This is a genomic window from Sorangium sp. So ce836 (assembly GCF_028553905.1).
Classification (GTDB): Bacteria; Myxococcota_A; Polyangia; order Polyangiales; family Polyangiaceae; genus Sorangium; species Sorangium cellulosum_D.
In genome coordinates, this window is the sequence record NZ_CP102233.1 from 12,956,769 (window position 1) to 12,975,570 (window position 18,802).

The following is an 18,802-nucleotide window of genomic DNA, read 5'->3' on the forward strand; positions in this document are numbered from 1 at the left end:
CTCGTGACGCTGGTCCGCCCGCTCGACGGATCGTCCACGGGAGACGCAGGCGCCGCCCTGACGCTGGCAACATGACGCATTGCGCTAGAAGCTCGCGCGACCGTGCGCGGGCGCACGAGCACATCCGGCGCAGGATGCTGCTGCGCGATCTCAGCAGATGCGCGGCAGCTGCTCGCCCGAGAGCAGATCGAGCGTGCGCCGGGTCCCGAGCCGGGTCCTCAGGACGACGCCGCCCCTCCCCTCCCCGACGATCCGACCGATGCGCGCGGCCCCCCGGCCGAGCGGGTGGTCGCGCAGGCTCGCCAGGGCGCGCTCGGCGTGGGCTTCCGGCAGGAACGCGACGAGCCGGCCCTCGCACGCCACGTAGAGCGGGTCGAGCCCGAGCAGCTCGCACGCGCCGAGCACCGCGGGCTCCACGGGGATCTTCGCCTCCTCCACCTCGACGTGGACGCCCGCGTCGAGCGCGATCTCGTTGAGCACGGCCGCGAGCCCGCCGCGGGTCGGATCCCGCAGGCAGTGGACGTCGATCCCCGACGCGAGCAGCGCCGCCGCGAGGTCCGCCACCGGCGCGCAGTCGCTCTCCACGGGCTCCTCGAAGGCCAGCGCCTCCCGCACGGACAGCACCGCGATCCCGTGCCGCCCCACGTCGCCGGACACGAGGACGGCGTCCCCCGGCCGGACCCGGCGCGGCGCGACGGCCACGCCCTCGGGCACCACGCCGATGCCGGCCGTGTTGATGAACAGACCATCGCCCTTGCCCCGGTCGACCACCTTCGTGTCGCCCGTCACGAGCTCGACCCCGCACGCGTCCGCGGCGGCGCGCATCGACAGCGCGATCCGATGGAGCTCTCCGATGGGCAGCCCCTCCTCCACGATGAAGCCGGCGCTCAGGTAAGCGGGCCGGGCGCCCGTCACGGCCAGGTCGTTCACCGTGCCGTAGACGGACAGCGTGCCGATGTCGCCTCCGGGAAAGAAGCGCGGATGCACGACGTAGGTGTCCGTGGTGAACGCGAGCGACGCGCCGCCGAGCCGCACGACGGCGCCGTCGTGACGGGCCGCGAGAGGGGCGCTGTCGAAGGCGGGCAGGAAAACGCGCTCGATGAGCTCGCGCATGAGCCGCCCGCCGCCCCCGTGAGCGAGCTGGACCGTCCTTTCGCGCAGCGGCACGGGGCAGCTCATCTCGAACCGCGCGGCGGGTCCGCCCTCCGGTAACGGTAGTAGGCCGCGCACGCGCCCTCCGAGGAGACCATCGTGGCGCCCAGCGGGGTCTCCGGCGTGCAGCGTGTGCCGAACGCGGGGCAGTCTGGCGGCTTGATCACCCCCTGGAGCACGAGGCCGCTCTTGCAGGTGGTCGACGCTCGGGGCTCCGGGTCGCCCGACGGCGCCCAACGCCGCTCCGCGTCGTGGTCCGCGTACGGCGGCCGGAGCCCGAGCCCGCTCCGGGCGATGGGACCGATGCCTCGCCAGGTCCGGGGCACGACCTCGAAGACCTCCCGGAGCATGCGCTGCGCAGCCTCGTTGCCGGCCTCGCGCACCGAGCGGGCGTACTGGTTCTCCACCTCGGCGCGGCCCCCCTCGAGCTGCCGGACGCACATGAAAATGCCCTGGAGGATGTCCATCGGCTCGAAGCCGGTGACCACGATCGGGACGCGGTGCTCGGCGGCCAGCGGGCGGTACGCGTCGATGCCCATCACCGTGCAGACGTGGCCCGCGGCGAGGAACCCGTCGACGCGACGGTCCGGCGCCCGGAGGATCACCTCCATCGCGGGCGGCACGAGCACGTGCGAGACGAGGAGCGAGAAGTTCCGGACGCCGCGGCGCCGCGCCTCGAACACCGCCATCGCGTTCGCGGGCGCCGTGGTCTCGAAGCCGACCGCGAAGAAGACGACCTCACGGCCCGGCAGGCGCTCAGCGAGCGCCAGCGCGTCGAGCGGCGAGTAGACGACGCGCACGTCGCCGCCGCGCGACTTCACCGCGAACAGGTCCTCGCTCGATCCGGGGACGCGCAGCATGTCGCCGAACGAGCAGAACGTGACCTCGCGGCGCGAGGCGATCCCGAGCGCGCGATCGATGAGCTCGACCGGCGTGACGCACACCGGGCAGCCGGGGCCGTGCAGGAGCGAGATCTCCGGGGGCAGGAGCTCATCCAGGCCGAAGCGCACGATGGCGTGCGTCTGGCCGCCGCAGACCTCCATGATCGACCAGGGGCGGGAGACCTCGCGCCGGATCGCCTCCACGTACGGCGCGATGCGCTGCGCGTCGCGGTACTCGTCGATGAACCTCATCGCGGCTCGTCCCCCTCGCGCGCGGCGCCGAGCTCATCGAGGTAGGAGAGCGTCCTCCGCGCCGACGCCTCGTCGACGCGGCTGATGGCGAAGCCCGCGTGCACGATCACGTAATCGCCGGCCTCGGCCTCCGGTACGTAGGCGAGGCAGATCTCCTTGACGATCCCGCCGAAGGCGACGCGGCCGAGCCGGAGGTCGCCACCCGTGACGCCGAGGACCTTGCCGGGGACGCCGAGGCACATCGTCACGCCTCCACCGCGTCGGCGCCCGCGCCGCGCCGCGCGGCCACGAAGACCTGGCCGAGGGACAGGCCGCCGTCGCCCGGCGGGTAGAGCCTCGGCGTGTAGACCTCGACGCCGCGCGCGGCGAGGCGCTCGCGGATCGACGCGGCGAGGAGCGCATTCTGGAAGCACCCGCCCGCGAGCACGACGCGCCCGAGGCCGGTCGCGGCGGCGAGCGCCTCGGCGACGTCCACGAGCGCCGCGTGAAAGCGGGCCGCGATGACGCCGGGCGGCACACCGTCGCGCCGATCGGCCAGCGCCGCGTCGATCAGCGGGCCGAAGTCGATCACCGCCGGCGCCCCCGGCGCGCCGGCGCGCACCGGCAGCGGATAGCCCACCTGCCCGCCGGCCGCCTCGGCCAGGCACTCCAGCTCCATGGCGGCCTGCCCCTCGAAGCTCGCCGTCCCGCGCAGGCCCGCGAGCGCCGCCACCCCGTCGAACAGGCGACCCACGCTGGTCGTGCGCGGCGAGCCCGTCCCGCGCGCGAGCAGGGTGAGCAGCGGGCCGAGCTCGGCCTCGCGGAACCAGGCGCGCGCGAGGTCCCGGGCGCCCTCGCCGCGGACCTCCCAGAGCAGCCCGAGCGCGGAGCGGCGCGGCTCCCTCATGGCGCGCTCGCCGCCCGGCAGCGGGAAGGAGCGGAGGTGCGCCGCGCGGCGGGAGGACGCCCCGTCCACGATCAGCGCCTCGCCGCCCCAGAGCGCGCCGTCGAGCCCGTAGCCGGCGCCGTCCCACGCGAGGCCGAGGACCGGGCCATCGAGGCCGTGCTCGGCCATGCAGGCGGCGACGTGCGCGAGGTGGTGCTGCACGCGGACGAGCGGCGCGCGGAAGGCCGCCGCGAGCTGCTCGGCGATGCGGCTCCCCGCGTAGTCGGGGTGGAGATCGCAGGCGACGCGCTCCGGCCGCACCCGGAACAGGCGCGCGAGGTCGAGCGCCGTGCGCTCGATGAGCGCGGCGCCCTCCGCGGTGTACGCGTCGCCGAGGTGCTGGCTGACGACCACCTGGCCGTCGAAGAAGAGCGCCGTCGTGCTCTTCAGGTGGCCGCCGAGGGCGAGGATCGGCGGGGCGGCGACCCGCAGCGGGAGGGGCAGCGGGGTGAACCCGCGCGCGCGGCGGAGGAGCTCGAACCCGGCCGGCCCGACGCGGGCCACGGAGTCGTCGAGGGGGCGCGCGATGGGCCGGTCGTGCACGAGGAACAGGTCGGCGACGCCGCCCAAGCGCTCCAGCGCGTCCGAGGTGTCGATGCAGATCGGCTCGTCCGAGAGGTTGCCGCTCGTGCAGACCACCGGGCGCCCGACGAGCTGGAGCATCAGCCGGTGGAGCGGCGTGTAGGGAAGCAGCGCCCCGAGGCGCGCCACGCCCGGCGCGACCGCGTCGGCGATGGCGACCCGCGCAGCGGCGGGCGCGAGCCGCCGCAGCAGCACGATCGGCGCCTCGGGGCCGAGCAGCGCGTCCGCCTCCGCAGGGGATACGTGGCAGGCGTCCCGCACGGCGCCGAGCGAGCCGAACATCACGGCGAACGGCTTTGCGTCGCGGCGCTTCCGCCGGCGCAGGAGCGCGACCGCGTCCGGCGACGTCGCGTCGACGAGCAGGTGGAACCCGCCGAGCCCCTTCACGGCGACCACCCTCCCCGCCAGCACCGCGGCCGCGGCCTCGCGGAGCGCGCCGTCGGGCGACCCGGAGCCCCCGAGGCGCGGCTCCATCGGGTCTCCGGCGGAGGTCACGAGCTGGACGCGCGGGCCGCACGCCGGGCAGGCGATGGGCTCCGCGTGGAAGCGCCGGTCCGCGGGGTCCTCGTACTCCGCGGCGCACGCGGCGCACATCGCGAAGCGCTCCATCGTGGTGCTGGCCCGGTCGTACGGGAGCCCCGAGAGGATGGTGTAGCGGGGTCCGCACCGCGCGCAGCTCGTGAAGGGGTAGCGGCGGCGGCGGCCGGTCTCGCTGTCCACCTCGCGGGCGCACGCCTCGCAGACGGCGAGATCCGCGGGCACCGACGGGCGCGCCCCGCTCGCCGCCTCGCTGCCGAGGATCTGGAACGGACCGGTCTCCTCCTCGGCCCGCGGCTCGATCTCGATGCGCTCGACGCGCGCGGGCGCGCTGGGCTCGCGGGTCAGCCCTGCGACGAAGGCGTGGAGGCTGCGCTCCGGCCCCTGCACCTCGATCTCGACCCCGTCGGGGCGGTTCCGCACCCAGCCGCCCAGGCCGAGCGCGGACGCACGGCGGTACACGAGGGGGCGGAAGCCCACGCCCTGGACGATGCCCTGCACGCGGAGCGCGAGGCGCGGCATGGCTACTCGACCTCCAGCGCGTCCAGCCCGAGCCCCAGGCGCCCGAGGAGCGTCGCCTGGTCGCCGCCGCAGCGCGGGCAGAGCAGCACGTGATGGTCGGGCGCGTACGTGCCGCCGCAGGAGAGGCAGCGCGCCTCGACGCGCAGGAGCCGCAGATCGAGGCGCGCTCCCTCGGCCGGCGTGCCGCGCGCGTGCGCCGCGAAGTGGAGCGAGAGGCTCTCCGGCGAGAGCGCCTCGGCCTCGGCCACCCAGCCGCGCACCGAGAGGACCCGCGTCGCCCCCTCGGCCGCGGCGCGGTCCAGCGCGGCGGAGAGCAGCTGCCTTGCGATGGAGGACTCGTGCACGGGCTCACCCTCCGAGGACCGAGAGGACGCGGGCGACGGCCCGGGGGACCGCCGCGGCCACCTCGGGCGACAGGCCATTCCTCTGCTGAGAAGGCCTTCCGATGCTCACGCCGACGATGCGGATGTCGGGCGACAGACGGTCCGGCGCAGCGAGGCGCGCGAGCTCGATGGCCTGCCCCACGCCGAGGCCGTGCGTCGAGACCGGGACAGGCGCGCCGGCGGCGAGGTCCGAGGGCGAGAGATCGAGCACCTCCCCGGACGGCGACGCGAGCACGGCGTCGACGATCACCACCGTCGCGGGCGTCTGGAGGAGCGAGACGAGCGCGCTCGCGTCCCTCGCCTCGACGAGCTCCGCGCCGCCCGGGGGACCCCGGCGGCGCAGCGCCTCGAGCACGGCGAGCCCGGCCGCGTCGTCCCCGGCGGCCCGTTGCCCGAGACCGATGATCCGCGCGGTCATCGCGGCGCCTCCTCGACGCGCAGCGTGAGAAAGTGCGTCGCGCAGGAGATGCAGGGGTCGTGGTTGCGCACGGCCTGCTCGGCGCGCGCGGTCGCCTCGCGGTGCGGCAGCGACGCGAGCGACGGTGACAGCGCGCAGAGGTCCTCCTCGATCGAGCGCTGGTTCTGCGATGTGGGCGGGACGATCTTCGCGTCCAGGATCGTCCCCTCGGCGTCGAGCGTGTAGCGGTGGTACAGGAAGCCGCGCGGCGCCTCGGAGCCGCCGTAGCCCGTGCCCGCCCGGACCGCCGCGGGCGCGACGAACGGCGCCGGCGGGGGCGCGTACGCCTCGATGATCCGGATCGACTCCTCGAACGCCTGCAGGATCTCCACGAGGCGCACGAGCAGGCTCCGGAACGGGTTGCGGCACGGGACGGCGAGGCCGGCCGCCCGCGCCGCGTCCTGGACCTCGGGGAGGAGGCGATCGAAGCTCAGGTTGAAGCGCGCGAGCGGGCCGCACAGGTAGCTGCCGCTGCCGCGAATCCGGGACCTCAGCGCCGTCGACCAGGAGACCTGCTCCTCGACGAAATGCGCGTCGTACGCGCGCACCTCGATGTCGAGCCCGCCCGAGGAGACGAGGCGCCCCTCGGCGATCGCGTACGTGTCGTCGCTGCGGAGCGCGACGAACTCGTAGGGCCGCTCGAGCTCCGGACACGGCAGCGTCGCCATCCAGGCGAGGCACGCGCGCGTGTGCTCCCGCCCGGCGCGCAGCTCCGGGAGCAGGCGCTCGAGCGCCGCGCGGGACGGCGCGCTGTAGAAGCCGCCGACGCGGGCGCTCACGGGGTGGATCTCCCGGCCCCCGAGGAGCGCGACGATGGCGTTGCCCGCCTTCTTGATGGCGAGGCCCTGCGCGACCCAGTCGCGGTGGTCGCGCGCCATCGCGACCGCGTCCGGGTAGCCGAGGAAATCGGGCGCGTGCAGCAGGAAGACGTGCAGGGCGTGGCTCTCGATCCACTCGCCGCAGTAGAGGAGGCGCCTGAGCGCGCGGAGCTCCGGGCCGAGCTCGATGCCGAGCGCGTCCTCCATCGCGCGGCAGGCGCTCGTGATGTACGCGACAGGGCAGATGCCGCAGATGCGGGACGTGATGTCGGGCGCCTCCGCGTAGCCCCGGCCGCGGAGGAACGCCTCGAAGAACCGCGGGGGCTCGAAGATCGACAGGCGCGCCTCCTTCGCCCGCCCGTCCTCGATCACGAGCGTCAGCGAGCCCTCGCCCTCGACGCGGGCGAGGTAGTCGACGGCGATCGTGCGCGTCTCAGCGCTCATGCCGCTCGCTCTCCGCGCGGAACGCCGGGGCGTTCGCGTTGAAGGTGCGGTGGAGCCGCACGAGGTCGCGCTCCGGCACGCCCGCCGCCTGGAACGCGCGCGAGAGCGACTCCATGTTGGGCGCCTCCATCGGCCCGAAGCAGCCGTAACAGCCGCGCTGGTAGGTCGGGCAGAGCGCGCCGCAGCCCGCGTGCGTCACCGGGCCGAGGCAAGGTGTCCCGGTCACCATCACGCACACGTTGCCGCGCATCTTGCACTCGACGCAGACGCTGTGGCTCGCGACGCTGGGCCGGCGCCCGTGGACGAAGGCGCTGATCACCTCCAAGAGCTGGCGCTTGTTCACCGGGCAGCCGCGCAGCTCGAAGTCGACGGGGACGTGGTCGGCGATCGCCGTGGAGGTGGCGAGCGTCTCGATGTACGCGGGCGAGGCGTACACGACCGACAGAAACTCCCGTACATTCGCGAAGTTGCGCAGCGCCTGGATGCCCCCGGCCGTGGCGCAGGCGCCGATCGTGACGAGCGCCTTCGACAGCCGCCGGACCTCGCGAATGCGCGCGGCGTCGGCGGGCGTGGTGATCGACCCCTCGACCAGCGACAGGTCGAACGGCCCCGCGCGCTCGAGGCTCGTGGCCTCCTTGAAGTAGGCGATGTCGATCGCGGCGGCGAGCGACAGGAGCTCGTCCTCCAGATCGAGGACGCTGAGCTGACAGCCGTCGCACGAGGCGAACTTCCACACGGCGAGCTTCGGCTTCGCGGGGCGCGCCATGGCGCTCACAGCTCCCGGACCGCGAGCAGCGGTCCCACGCGGTCGTAGCGGAGCACGGGGCCGTCCTTGCAGACGAAGCTCGGCCCGAGCTGGCAGCGGCCGCAGATCCCCACCGCGCACTTCATGTTCCGCTCCAGCGAGGCGTAGACGCGCTCGCCGGGGACGCCGCGGCGCTCGAGCTCGCGCGCCGTGAAGCGCATCATCACCTCCGGTCCGCAGACGAACGCGACCGCGCGGCCCGGATCGAAGTCGGCGAGCCGCAGGAGGGCCGGCACGACCCCGACGTGCCCGCTCCACCCGGCCGCCGCGCGGTCCACGGTCACGAGCACCTGCAGGTCGGCACGGCGGCTCCAGCGCTCGAGCTCCCTGCGGTAGAGCAGGTCCTCGGGCCCGCGGGCGCCGTAGAGCAGCGCGACGCGGCCGTAGGCGTCGCGGTGCCGGAGGAGGTGGCAGAGCGCCGGGCGCAGCGGCGCCACCCCGAGCCCGCCGGCGAGGAGCAGCACGTCCGCGCCGCGCGCCTCGTCGACCGGCCACGGGCTGCCGAACGGGCCGCGCAGCCCGAGCGCCATGCCCGAGCGGAGGCGGCCGAGCGCGCGCGTGACCGGGCCGACCTCGCGGATCGTGTGCAGGAGCCGATCGGGTCGCGCGGGATCCCCGCTGATCGAGATCGCGACCTCGCCGACCCCGAAGGCGTAGAGCATGTTGAACTGGCCGGGCGCGAACGCGAGGCCGCCCGGGCGGCCCGGCACCTCGATGGTCGCCGTGAAGGTCGTCGCCGTCTCGCGGTGGACGCGCCGCACGCGCGCCGGCTCCGGGGCGAAGGGGTTTGGGGCGGAGGGCGCCGCCAGGCGACCCGCAGCCCCAAGCGGCGAGCCGAGGTTTGGGGCGGAGGGCACCGCCAGGCGACCCGCAGCCCCAAGCGGCGAGCCGGAGCTCCTCCGGAGCGCGGCGTCCGGCGCGAAGGGCAGCGGGGCCTCCCGCGGCACGAACGTCATGGCTCGGCCCGGTAGACGTCGAGCCGCTGCAGCCGCACGCGCTCCAGCCGCGCGTAGAGCTGCCGCAGGAGCCGGAGGGACACGGCGTACCCGAGCGCGGGATCGGCGTCCGAGCACGCGCGCACGTGCGCCGCGTCGAGCCCTATCGCGCGCACCTGTGTGACCGCCCGCGCGTCGAGCACCCATCGCCGCGGCGGGAAGAGCCAGTGCAGGCCCAGGATGTCCCCACCCAACAGGCTCTCGACCTGCACCGGGCCGCGGCCGGGGCGGTGGATCTCGAGCGTCACGCGCCCCTGCGTGAGCAGGTACAGCATGTCCGCCTCGCCCCCCTCCCGGAGGAGGAACGCCCCCTCCGGGAAGCTCTGCGCCGACGCGCCCCCGGCCAGGCGCACGACGTGCGCGGCCGGGAGCCCCTCGAGGAACGGGTGGGCCCCGAGGACGGGGAGGAGCTCCTGCGCCTGCACCCTCGCCTACCCCTTCCCTGCGGCGACAGCGCCGTCTCCGGCGCGGATGGCCGCCGCCTCCTCGGTGATGTCGATCCCGACGGGGCACCACGTGATGCACCGGCCGCAGCCGACGCAGCCGGACGTGCCGAACTGATCGATCCACGTGGCCAGCTTGTGCGTGAGCCACTGCCGGTAGCGAGCCCGGAGCGAGGCGCGGACGCTGCCGCCGTGCAGGTACGAGTGGTCGAGGGAGAAGCACGAGTCCCAGCGCCGGAAGCGCTCGGCCACGGCGGCGTCTCGGCCGTCGTCGACCGCGACGTCGGTCACGTCCTCGACCGTGCTGCAGAAGCACGTCGGGCACGCGAGCGTGCAGTTGGTGCATCCGAGGCAGCGCTCGGCCACGTCGTCCCAGCGAGGGTGCTCGAGGTTTCGATAGAAGAGCTCCTTGATGCCGTCCGTCTCCAGCTTTCTGCCCATCTGGGTCGCCGTGCGGCGCGAGACCTCGAAGGCCGCCCGGGCGTCGTCCTCGCCCGCGCGAGGCGCGCCCACGCGAGCGAGCAAGGAGGCGCCGGCGTCGCTGCCCACCTCGACGAAGAAGCGGTGGCCATCGTCGAGGAGCTCGGTCAGCGCGAGGTCGAAGCCACGCTCGGCGCGCGGCCCCGTCCGCATCGACACGCAGAAGCACGTCCCGCCCGCCTGCCCGCACTGCACCGCGACGACGAAGAGGCTCCTGCGGCGCGCCACGTAGTCGGGATCCGGATGCGGGCCGTCGACGAAGACGCGGTCCTGAACGTCGACCGCGGCGAGATCACACGCCCGCGCGCCGAGGACGGCGAGGCGCGGAGGGGCCTCGGGCTCGTCGGTCCGGGAGATGGAGCCGCCGCGCCGCCGGAGCTGCACCAGGCGGAGCCGGGGCACGAACAGGAGGTGCTTGAGCGACCGCGGCCCGACCGCGTAGCCGAACAGGGCCTCGTCCGCGCGCCTGGAGAGCCGGTAGCGACCGGCCTCCTGCTGCTCGGTCCAGCCGGCCGGGAGCTCCTCCGCGCCCTGGATCTCGTCGTACACGATGGCCCCGCCGCGGAGCGTGGGGCCGATGAGCCGGTAGCCCTCCTCGCGCAGGCACTGCAGGAGCGCCGCGATCCCCGGCCGACCGAGCACCGCGCGATCGCCAGGATGAAAGCCGGTCTCTGCGCCGCTCATGCGGGGGCGGCGAGCACGGTCCGTGCCGCCGGATTCGAGCCGCAGACGACCAGCGGCGCGCGCTCCAGGCCGCTCCCCCTCCGACGCTCGTCCGGCGTCGCGAGGCGCCCCGCGCACCGCTGCGTGCGCCAGCGCCGCACAGAGCTGCCGGCCAGGAGCTGGCACGATTGATGAAATTGACTTACACTTTCAGCATCTGAGATCGGAACAAGATGCCCGGCATTTCCTCTCCTGTTCTCCTCGACCCGATTCCCCTCGACCCGAGCTCCGCGACGCTGCGCCCGACGGGCGTGGGTGCCCCGCACCTCGACGCGCACGACGCTCCAGCCACGGGCCCGCTCGCGGAGGTGCGCGCCGGTGAGCGGGCGGTCGTGGTCGAGGTCGGCCTCGACGCCGATCTCGCCGGATGGCTTGGAGCCATGGGGCTCGGCCCCGGCCAGACGCTCACGTTGATCCGGCGCGCGGCGTTCGGCGGCCCCCTCCATGTGCGCACCGGCTCCGGCGGCGAGCTCGCGATCAACGCGGGGCTCGCGCGCTCCATCCTGGTCGCGCCCCTGCCGAATCGGATCCCATGACGGCCGCGGCCTCCGAGGTGCGCGCGGCGCGCCTTCCGGCGGCGGCCGAGCGGCCGCTCGTCGCGCTGCTCGGGCGACCGAACTCGGGCAAATCGTCGCTGTTCAACCGGCTGACCGGCGGCAGCGCCCACGTCGGCAACTTCCCCGGCATCACGGTCGACATCCTCACCGCCGACGTCCGCCTCGCCGGCGGAAAGGTCGCGACGATCGCGGATCTCCCCGGGCTCTACTCGATCGAGTCCGTCGTCGACCCCGCGACGGACGAGGGCGTCGCGCGCCGCTTCCTCGACCGCACCGGCGAGGGCGGGCGCCCGCGCCTCGTCGTCCAGGTGCTGGACGCCACGCAGCTCGCGCTCGGCCTGCGGCTCACGCGCGAGCTCGTGCGCCGCGGGCTCGCGCCGCTCCTCGTCGCCACCCAGCGCGACGTGCTCGAGGCCGAGGGGCGCGGGATCGACCTCGGCGCCCTCGAGCGCGCCATCGGCCTGCCCGTGCTGCTCGTGAGCGCGAGGGATCCGGCCGCGCGCGGCGCGGTGCTCGACGCGATCGCCGCGCGGCTCGACGCGATCGCCGCGCAGCGCGACGCGATCGCCGCGCAGCGCGGCGCGGGCGCCGCGCAGCGCGACGCGGGCGCCGCAGAGGCCCCCGGCGCCGCGGCGTGGGACCCGGACGTTGTCGCGCGCGCCGCGTACGTCGAGGCGGCGCGCCGCGACGCCGCCGCGGAGCGGAGGAGGACGTTCACGGCGCGCGCGGACGCCGTGCTGCTCCACCCGGCGGCCGGTCCGGTCCTGTTCCTCGGGCTGATGGCGCTGCTCTTCGCCGCGGTGTTCCTCGTCGCCACGCCGGCCACCGAGGCGCTCGACGCCGCCATCGGCCAGCTCGGCGGGCTCGTGTCCCGCGCCCTCGGCGGGGGGCTCGCCGCCTCGTTCGTCGTCGACGGCCTGCTCGGCGGCGCGGGCACGGTGCTCGCCTTCATGCCGCAGATCGTGATCCTCACGGTCGCGATGGAGCTGCTCGAGGCGAGCGGCTACCTCGCGCGCGGCGCCTTCCTGGTCGACCGCCTGCTCCAGCTGATGGGGCTGAGCGGCCGCGCGTTCCTCCCGCTCCTGATGGGGCACGCGTGCGCGGTGCCCGCCGTGCACGCGACGCGCATCCTCCGCGATCCGCGCGAGCGGCTCACGGCCATCCTGGTCCTCCCGCTCATGGCGTGCTCGGCGCGGATCCCCACCTATGCGCTCCTCCTGACGACGTTCTTCGCCGCCCACGGCCCGTGGGTGCAGGCGCTGCTCTTCGTCGCGCTCTACGTCGCCGGCATCTTCTCGGGGCTCGTCGCCTCGCTCGTGCTCCGGCGCACGGCGACCCGCGGGCGCTCGCTCCCGATGGTGCTCGAGATGCCGGCGTACCGCAGCCCCGAGGTGCGCGTCGTGGCCCGCAAGGCGTCCCAGGCGGCGTGGCGGTTCACGCGCGAGGTCGGGACCGTGATCCTGGCCGTCTCGGCCGTGCTGTGGGTGCTGCTGAAGGTCCCCATGCCGGGCGCCGCGCCGCCGGAGCCGCCGGCCGCCGCGGCCGAGACCGCCGCGACGCCGCTCGAGTCGAGCATCGCCGGCGGCGTGGGGCGCGCGCTCGAGCCCGTGACCGCGCCGCTCGGCTTCGACTGGCGCATCAACGTCGGCCTCATCGGCTCGTTCGGCGCGCGCGAGGTCATGGTCGGGACGATGGGCGTCATCTTCGGCATCGAGGACGCCGCGGACGAGCCCGCGCCGCTCGCCGAGCGGATCCGCGAGGCGACGCGCCCGGACGGGACGCTCGCGTACTCGACGCGCACCGGGCTCGCGCTGCTCGCGTTCTTCGTCCTGGCCTGCCAGTGCATGAGCACCGTGGCGGCGATCCGCCGCGAGACGAAGACCTGGCGCTGGCCGGCGTTCGTCCTCGCCTACAGCTACGCGGCGGCGTACGTCGCGGCGCTCGTCGTCTATCAAGGGAGCGGGCTGCTCGGGATCCCGTGAGCCATCGCGAGGTGGCGGCGCCGGGTCTGGATGTTGCTCCAGCGCCGGAGGCCCGAGCTCCGACGCACGCGCGGAGGCTCGAGCGAGCCGCCGGCGCGGCAGCGCCGAGCGGATTCATCCGATCTCGACGAGGAGACACGGTGACCGCGCACGTCCTCTGGTTCGATTCGCTGTCCCGCAACGATGTCGCGTCCGCCGGAGGAAAAGGCGGCAACCTCGGAGAGCTCACGCGCGCCGGCCTGCCCGTGCCGCCGGGGTTCGTCATCACCGCCGACGCGTACCTCGCGGCGATGGAGGCCGTGGGGGTGCGAAAGCAGCTGTGCGAGCTCTTCGCCGAGACCGATCCGAACGACCCGGCCGGGCTGCGCGCGACCTGCTCCGCGCTCCAGCGGCTCGTCCGGGCGGCGCCGCTCCCGGCCGAGCTCCAGGCGGAGATCGTCGGCGCGTACCGGAAGCTGGGGCCCGGCGCCGTCGTGGCCGTCCGGTCGTCCGCCACCTCGGAGGACTCGGCCTCGACCTCGTTCGCCGGCATGCACGAGACGTACACCGACGTGACCGGCGAGCAGGCGTTGCTCGACCGCGTGCGCGACTGCTGGGCCTCCGCCTTCTGCGAGCGCGTGGTCAGCTACCGGAAGTCCCAGCGCCTCGCCGAGGAGCCCGCCCTGGCGGTCGTCGTGCAGCGCATGGTGAGCTCCGAGCGCTCCGGCGTCATCTTCACCGCGGATCCCGCGACGAAGGACACCTCGCGCCTCGTCGTCGAGGCGGCGTTCGGCCTCGGCGAGGTCGTGGTGGGCGGGCAGGTCGAGCCGGACACGTACACGGTCGCGAAGCGCGGGCCGCGGCTCCTGGAGGCCCGCGTCGGACACAAGGCGTTCAAGCTGGTGCGCGCGCCGGACGGCGGCGGAGAGCAGCGCGTGGACCTGCCGGAGGACGAGGGCGCGCGGCGCGTGCTCGAGGACGACGAGGTGCTCGAGCTCGCGCGCCTCGCGCTGCGGGTCGAGGAGCATTACGGCGCTCCCCAGGACATCGAGTGGGCGGTCGAGGACGGGGCGACGTACCTGGTGCAAACCCGTCCGATCACCACGCTGGGTGCGCCCCACGCCGGCCCCGGGCAGGTCCTCGTCGCGGGCCTCGGCGCGTCCCCGGGCACGGCGTCCGGCGTGGTGCGCGTGCTCCGCGCGCCGCAGGAGGGGCAGCGGCTCGAGCCCGGCGAGGTCCTCGTGGCGCCCATGACGTCACCCGACTGGGTGCCCACCATCCGCCGCGCGGCGGCCCTCGTGACGGACAGCGGCGGGATGACCTGCCACGCCGCGATCGTCAGCCGCGAGCTCCGCATCCCCTGTGTCGTGGGCACGCGCTCCGCCACGCGGACCCTGCGGGACGGCGAGCTCGTCACGGTCGACGGCGCGCACGGCAAGGTCCTCGAAGGGCGACGGGCCGCCGCGGAGGCGCCCGGGGCCGCTCCGGACGGGGCGCCCGCGGCCGCGGGGGTCGAGCCCGCCGCGAAGGCCGCGGCGCCGGCCGAGCGCGCTCCGGCCGGCGCCTTCGCGCGCGCGGCTTCGGCGGCCGTCCTCGGCACGCGCCTCTACGTGAACATGGCGATCGCTGAGCGCGCCGAGGAGGTGGCCGCGCTGCCCGTGGACGGCGTGGGGCTGCTCCGGGCCGAGTTCATGCTGCTCGACGCGCTCGGCGGCGTGCACCCGAAGGCGTTGATCGCGTCCGGGGGCCGCGACGAGTTCGTGGCGCGGATGTCGGCCGCGCTGCTCCGCATCACCCGCGCCTTCCAGCCCCGTCCGGTCATCTACCGGACGTACGATTTCCGCACCAACGAGTTCCGCGGGCTCAAGGGGGGTGAGCAATACGAGCCCACCGAGGACAACCCGATGATCGGGTATCGCGGCTGCTACCGGTATGTCCGCGATCCGGAGCTGTTCGCGCTCGAGCTCGAGGTGCTCGCCCGCGTCCGCGAGGAGACGCCGAACCTGCATGTCATGATCCCGTTCGTCCGCACGCGCTGGGAGCTCGCGGCCTGCCTGGAGCGCATCGACCGGAGCCCGCTCGGCCGCCAGCGCGGGCTGCACCGGTGGGTCATGGCCGAGGTGCCCTCCGCCGCGTTCTGGATCCCGGAGTACGCGCGCATGGGCATCGACGGCGTCTCGATCGGCTCGAACGATCTGACCCAGCTCATGCTGGGGGTGGACCGCGACTCCGCGCTGTGCGCCGAGCTGTTCGACGAGTCCGACGCGGCGGTGCTCGACGCCATCGGGCGGATCATCCAGGCGTGCAGGGCGGCCGGGATCACCTCCTCGTTCTGCGGGCAAGCGCCGTCGAACCGCCCCGAGTTCGCCGAGCACCTGGTGCGGCTCGGCATCACGTCCATCTCGGTGAACCCGGACGCCGAGCCCGCGGCGCGCCAGGTCATCGCGGCGGCCGAGCGGCGGCTCTTGCTCGAGGCGGCGCGGCGGCCGTGAGGGATCACCGACTTTACCGCAGCGGCGCCCGCTTCGGGCCGCGGCGGCTCCGCGAGGCGTCGGTGCTGGTGTCGGGGTACAACAACGCGCTCTCCGTCGAACCGCTCGACGTGCTCAATGTCGTGGACGACGGCGACGTGAACGTCATCCCGCCATCCATCGCCGAGACGATGGCCAGCATCGAGGCTCCGCCTGGCGAACGGCTTGCGCTCGCCCGCAGCCGCTGCAGGCGCGCGCTCGGCGGCGGCGGGGCCCGGTGCCGCCGGCGTGGCGCACAGGCTGCGCACGGGCTCAGGGGATATCGCCCAGCCGCGTTGAAGAGGGTGCCGCGCGCGCCGAGCTCCGGCCGGTGGTCCGCTTCTTGCCGAGTCCCGCGGAGCACGGGAGAAGGCACATCATGCAGCAGACGGTCACGGACTGGCAAACGCGCTTCGCCGACAAGATCACGACCGCCGAGCAGGCCATCCGCGCGATCCCGCGGGGGCGCCGCATCCTCGTCGGCTCGGGCGCCGCGGAGCCGAGCGATCTCGTGAACGCGATGGTCGAGTCCGGCGGCCACCTCGCCGACAACGAGATCGTCCACCTGATGACCGAGGGCCCCGCGCCGTACGTCCGCCCCGGCCTCGAGCGGCGCTTCCGTCACACGGCGTTCTTCATCGGCCAGAACGTCCGCGAGGCGATCCACGAGGGGCGCGCCGACTTCATGCCGGTCTTCCTCTCCGAGATCCCGGATCTGATCCTGTCGCGCCGGGTGCGCATCGACGTGGCCCTCATCCAGGTGAGCCCCCCGGACGCCCACGGCTTCGTCAGCCTCGGCGTCTCCGTCGATATCGTCCGCGCCGCCGTCGACGCGGCCGATCTCATCCTCGCCGAGGTCAATCCGCGGATGCCCCGCACCCACGGAGACTCGTTCTTGCACGTGGACCGGATCACCCACCTCGTCCCGGTCGACCGCGAGCTCCCCGAGCGCCAGGCCGAGCCGCTCGACGAGATCGACCGCGCGATCGGCCGCCACGTGGCGTCGCTCGTGCCCGACGGCGCCACGCTCCAGACGGGCATCGGCAAGATCCCGAACGCCGCCCTCGCCGCGCTCGAGGGCCGGAGCGACCTCGGCGTCCACACCGAGATGCTCTCCGACGGCGTGATGGATCTCGTCCGGCGCGGCGTGATCACGAACCGCAGAAAGACCCTCCTGCCAGGCAAGCTCGTGACCTCGTTCCTCCTCGGGAGCCGCGCCGTCTACGCGTGGGCCCACGACAACCCCATGATCGAGATGCGCGGGTCCGCCTTCACCAACGATCCGCTGACGATCGCCAGGAACGACAGGATGATCGCCATCAACGCGGCGCTCGCGGTCGACCTGACCGGCCAGGTCGCCGCCGACACGCTGCTGGGCCGCTTCTTCTCCGGCATCGGGGGCCAGGTCGACTTCATCCGGGGCGCCGCGCGGAGCCGCGGCGGCAAGCCGATCATCGCGCTCCGGTCCACCGCGAAGGACGGCAAGATCAGCCGCATCCAGCCGGCGTTCGAGCAGGGCGCCGGCATCGTGACGAGCCGCGGGGACGTGCACTACGTGGTGACGGAGCACGGCGTCGCCGATCTCTGGGGCCGGAACATCCGGCAGCGCGCGCTCGCGCTCATCGAGATCGCCCACCCCGACCACCGCGCCGAGCTCCTCGCCGCGGCCAAGCAGCGCCGCTACGTGTTCGTCGATCAGGTCATCTCGCGCGCGGATTACCCCTGGCAGGAGACGCGCGCCGCGCGCCTGCCGTCGGGCGACGAGCTGCTCTGCCGGCCGGTCCGGCTCTCCGACGAGGCCGCGCTCCAGGACCTCTTCTATCGCCTCTCGGACGAGAGCACCTACCGCCGCTTCATGAGCCACAAGCGGGAGCACCCTCACGAGGAGATGCAGCAGCTCGTGAACCTCGATTACGAGCAGAACATGGCCATCGTGGCCTGCGTCGGCCCGGAGCACGAGACCATCATCGGGATGGCCCGATACGACGTCGATCCGAAGAACAACCTGGCCGACGTCGCCTTCGTCGTCCGCGACGAGTGGCAGGGCAAGGGGGTCGGCACCCTGCTCATGCGGCGGATGGCGGAGATCGCGAGAGCCCGGGGGATCTCGGGTTTCGAGGCGGACGTCCTGCTCACCAACAAGGCGATGATGCGGGTGCTCGAGAAGAGCGGCCTGCGCCTCTGCCTCGATCTCCAGGCCGGCGTTTACCACGTCACCGCCCACTTCGAGGCGATCGCCGCCGGCGCGCCGGCGGCCGGCCCGAGCAGCCCCGGACCGCGCCACGCGTGACTCGCGCGGTCCGAGCGGCGGGCAGCCGCGCGCCGCCGCCTGGTGCGCAGCGAATCGCGGCGGGGCCTGCGGCGGCATGCCGCTGGCAACAAAGTCCCGCGCGCGACGGAATGCGTCGCGTGGAGGTGGACCATGCACACCAGGATCGGCCTGGCCATGGCCGCGCTCATCGGAGCACCGGCCTGTGGAACAGCAGACGAACCGAACGCGGCGGGAGAGGAGGGCGGTGCGGAGGAGGCCGGCCTTCCGCCGCGTCGCTTCGAGCTGAGTCTCGACCCGGAGGAGCCGGCGATCCCGCAGATCGTGGCGGCCGGGCGGCACGAGCTCGTCGCGGCGTGCGCCGACCGCCCAGACGCGGCAGTCCGCATCTTCGACCCGCTCGAGCCGGGCCTGGTCGCGGACGTGCCCTGCGCCTCGGTGCTCAGCGGCGAGGTAGAGGCGAGCACCGCGCCTGCCGCCGAGGAGGGCGGAGAGCCGATCGTTGCGGCTCAGCAGCGATGGAGCCCCATAGGCCTCGGGTGCGGCGTCTTCATGCTGGGCGCCACGATGTTCGCAACCTCCGTGCTGTGCCCCAGGGCAAGAGACCCCCGGGACGCGCAGCGCTGCTCCAACTACTCGGGCGCCGCCCTCGGCACGCTGGGCGTCTTTTGCGGCCTCATCTGAGCCATGGGTAGGACCCTGAGGACAATCGGCATCCTGGCTTCCGGTGCGGCCGTCGTCGCCGCGGCGTGGCTCGATGCGCCGGCTCCCCTGGGGCCGCTCTCGCCGATGGGCTGGCTCCGCGCCGGACTACCAGTCTACCTGTACGTCTTCGCCCAGTGCTGGCTGAGCGAGGGTCGTGCACGCGAGCGGCGCGCACGCGGGTTCAGGGGCGACGATCAGCCGGGCAGCCCTCCGGGGCACCCCCCGGCGAGCTCGCCGGCCCACGAGCCGACGGACGACGTGCGCCCTCGGTAGCGCCCGCACGCCCCAGACGCGCAGGCGGCACCTGTGCGACTGGGCAAGCCGGAGCTCCACCATGTCGAGCAGCCGGCCCGTCACCCGCACCTCGAGCGAGACCTCCTCACACACCGGCTGGCGCGCGC

At 74.4% G+C, this 18,802-nt stretch carries 17 protein-coding genes; 6 read left to right on the forward strand and 11 right to left on the reverse strand.

The features are described 5' to 3' along the window. Positions 1 to 150 precede the first annotated feature (150 nt). The 11 genes from hypE to NQZ70_RS47430 are packed head-to-tail and all read right to left on the reverse strand — an operon-like array spanning position 151 to position 10,360. The gene (hypE, locus tag NQZ70_RS47380; protein ID WP_129580113.1) at positions 151 to 1,179 is read right to left on the reverse strand and encodes a hydrogenase expression/formation protein HypE; all 1,029 of its coding nucleotides are present in this window, start codon (positions 1,177 to 1,179) and stop codon (positions 151 to 153) included. After that, on the reverse strand, positions 1,176 to 2,285 hold the full coding sequence (gene hypD, locus NQZ70_RS47385; RefSeq protein ID WP_129580114.1) for a hydrogenase formation protein HypD: 1,110 nt from the start codon (positions 2,283 to 2,285) through the stop codon (positions 1,176 to 1,178). The genes hypE and hypD overlap by 4 nt, the downstream gene beginning before the upstream one ends. Beyond that, the gene (locus NQZ70_RS47390) at positions 2,282 to 2,527 is read right to left on the reverse strand and encodes a HypC/HybG/HupF family hydrogenase formation chaperone (protein ID WP_129582001.1); all 246 of its coding nucleotides are present in this window, start codon (positions 2,525 to 2,527) and stop codon (positions 2,282 to 2,284) included. The genes hypD and NQZ70_RS47390 overlap by 4 nt, the downstream gene beginning before the upstream one ends. A gap of 2 nt (positions 2,528 to 2,529) precedes the next feature. Then, positions 2,530 to 4,851, reverse strand: a complete 2,322-nt coding sequence (hypF, locus tag NQZ70_RS47395; protein WP_129580115.1) for a carbamoyltransferase HypF — start codon at positions 4,849 to 4,851, stop codon at positions 2,530 to 2,532. A gap of 2 nt (positions 4,852 to 4,853) precedes the next feature. After that, positions 4,854 to 5,195, reverse strand: a complete 342-nt coding sequence (locus NQZ70_RS47400; RefSeq protein ID WP_129580116.1) for a hydrogenase maturation nickel metallochaperone HypA — start codon at positions 5,193 to 5,195, stop codon at positions 4,854 to 4,856. Positions 5,196 to 5,199: 4 nt separating this feature from the next. Beyond that, on the reverse strand, positions 5,200 to 5,652 hold the full coding sequence (locus NQZ70_RS47405; RefSeq protein ID WP_129580117.1) for a hydrogenase maturation protease: 453 nt from the start codon (positions 5,650 to 5,652) through the stop codon (positions 5,200 to 5,202). After that, positions 5,649 to 6,953, reverse strand: coding sequence for a Ni/Fe hydrogenase subunit alpha (locus NQZ70_RS47410; protein ID WP_129580118.1), 1,305 nt, complete (start codon positions 6,951 to 6,953; stop codon positions 5,649 to 5,651). The genes NQZ70_RS47405 and NQZ70_RS47410 overlap by 4 nt, the downstream gene beginning before the upstream one ends. Then, complete coding sequence (locus NQZ70_RS47415) at positions 6,943 to 7,719, reverse strand: oxidoreductase (protein WP_129580119.1); 777 nt, start codon at positions 7,717 to 7,719, stop codon at positions 6,943 to 6,945. Before NQZ70_RS47415 ends, NQZ70_RS47410 begins: the two co-directional genes overlap by 11 nt. Before the next feature lie 5 nt (positions 7,720 to 7,724). Next, positions 7,725 to 8,714 carry an FAD/NAD(P)-binding protein gene (locus NQZ70_RS47420; protein ID WP_207217663.1) on the reverse strand — a complete coding sequence of 330 codons (990 nt, stop codon included), beginning with the start codon at positions 8,712 to 8,714 and terminating at the stop codon, positions 7,725 to 7,727. Beyond that, positions 8,711 to 9,178: a cyclic nucleotide-binding domain-containing protein gene (locus tag NQZ70_RS47425; RefSeq protein ID WP_129580120.1), complete on the reverse strand. Its 468-nt coding sequence runs from the start codon at positions 9,176 to 9,178 to the stop codon at positions 8,711 to 8,713. The genes NQZ70_RS47420 and NQZ70_RS47425 overlap by 4 nt, the downstream gene beginning before the upstream one ends. A 6-nt stretch (positions 9,179 to 9,184) precedes the next feature. Continuing rightward, positions 9,185 to 10,360 carry a 4Fe-4S dicluster domain-containing protein gene (locus NQZ70_RS47430; protein WP_129580121.1) on the reverse strand — a complete coding sequence of 392 codons (1,176 nt, stop codon included), beginning with the start codon at positions 10,358 to 10,360 and terminating at the stop codon, positions 9,185 to 9,187. A 212-nt stretch (positions 10,361 to 10,572) separates the two neighbouring features. Between NQZ70_RS47430 and NQZ70_RS47435 the strand changes: the two genes are divergently transcribed. The 6 genes from NQZ70_RS47435 (at position 10,573) to NQZ70_RS47455 (ending at position 18,380) form a co-directional block, all read left to right on the forward strand. Continuing rightward, positions 10,573 to 10,935, forward strand: coding sequence for a FeoA family protein (locus NQZ70_RS47435; RefSeq protein ID WP_237244693.1), 363 nt, complete (start codon positions 10,573 to 10,575; stop codon positions 10,933 to 10,935). Beyond that, positions 10,932 to 12,938 (forward strand): ferrous iron transport protein B, encoded by a 2,007-nt coding sequence (feoB, locus tag NQZ70_RS47440; protein ID WP_129580122.1) that lies wholly within the window; start codon positions 10,932 to 10,934, stop codon positions 12,936 to 12,938. Before NQZ70_RS47435 ends, feoB begins: the two co-directional genes overlap by 4 nt. A 140-nt stretch (positions 12,939 to 13,078) precedes the next feature. Further along, positions 13,079 to 15,409: a phosphoenolpyruvate synthase gene (gene ppsA, locus NQZ70_RS47445; protein ID WP_129580123.1), complete on the forward strand. Its 2,331-nt coding sequence runs from the start codon at positions 13,079 to 13,081 to the stop codon at positions 15,407 to 15,409. Further along, entirely contained in the window at positions 15,406 to 15,942 is a 537-nt protein-coding gene (locus tag NQZ70_RS53635; RefSeq protein ID WP_408022406.1) for an arginase family protein, read from the forward strand. The genes ppsA and NQZ70_RS53635 overlap by 4 nt, the downstream gene beginning before the upstream one ends. After that, on the forward strand, positions 15,873 to 17,717 hold the full coding sequence (locus NQZ70_RS47450) for a GNAT family N-acetyltransferase (protein ID WP_408022451.1): 1,845 nt from the start codon (positions 15,873 to 15,875) through the stop codon (positions 17,715 to 17,717). The genes NQZ70_RS53635 and NQZ70_RS47450 overlap by 70 nt, the downstream gene beginning before the upstream one ends. Before the next feature lie 132 nt (positions 17,718 to 17,849). Then, positions 17,850 to 18,380 carry a hypothetical protein gene (locus NQZ70_RS47455; RefSeq protein ID WP_129580125.1) on the forward strand — a complete coding sequence of 177 codons (531 nt, stop codon included), beginning with the start codon at positions 17,850 to 17,852 and terminating at the stop codon, positions 18,378 to 18,380. Positions 18,381 to 18,802 lie beyond the last annotated feature (422 nt).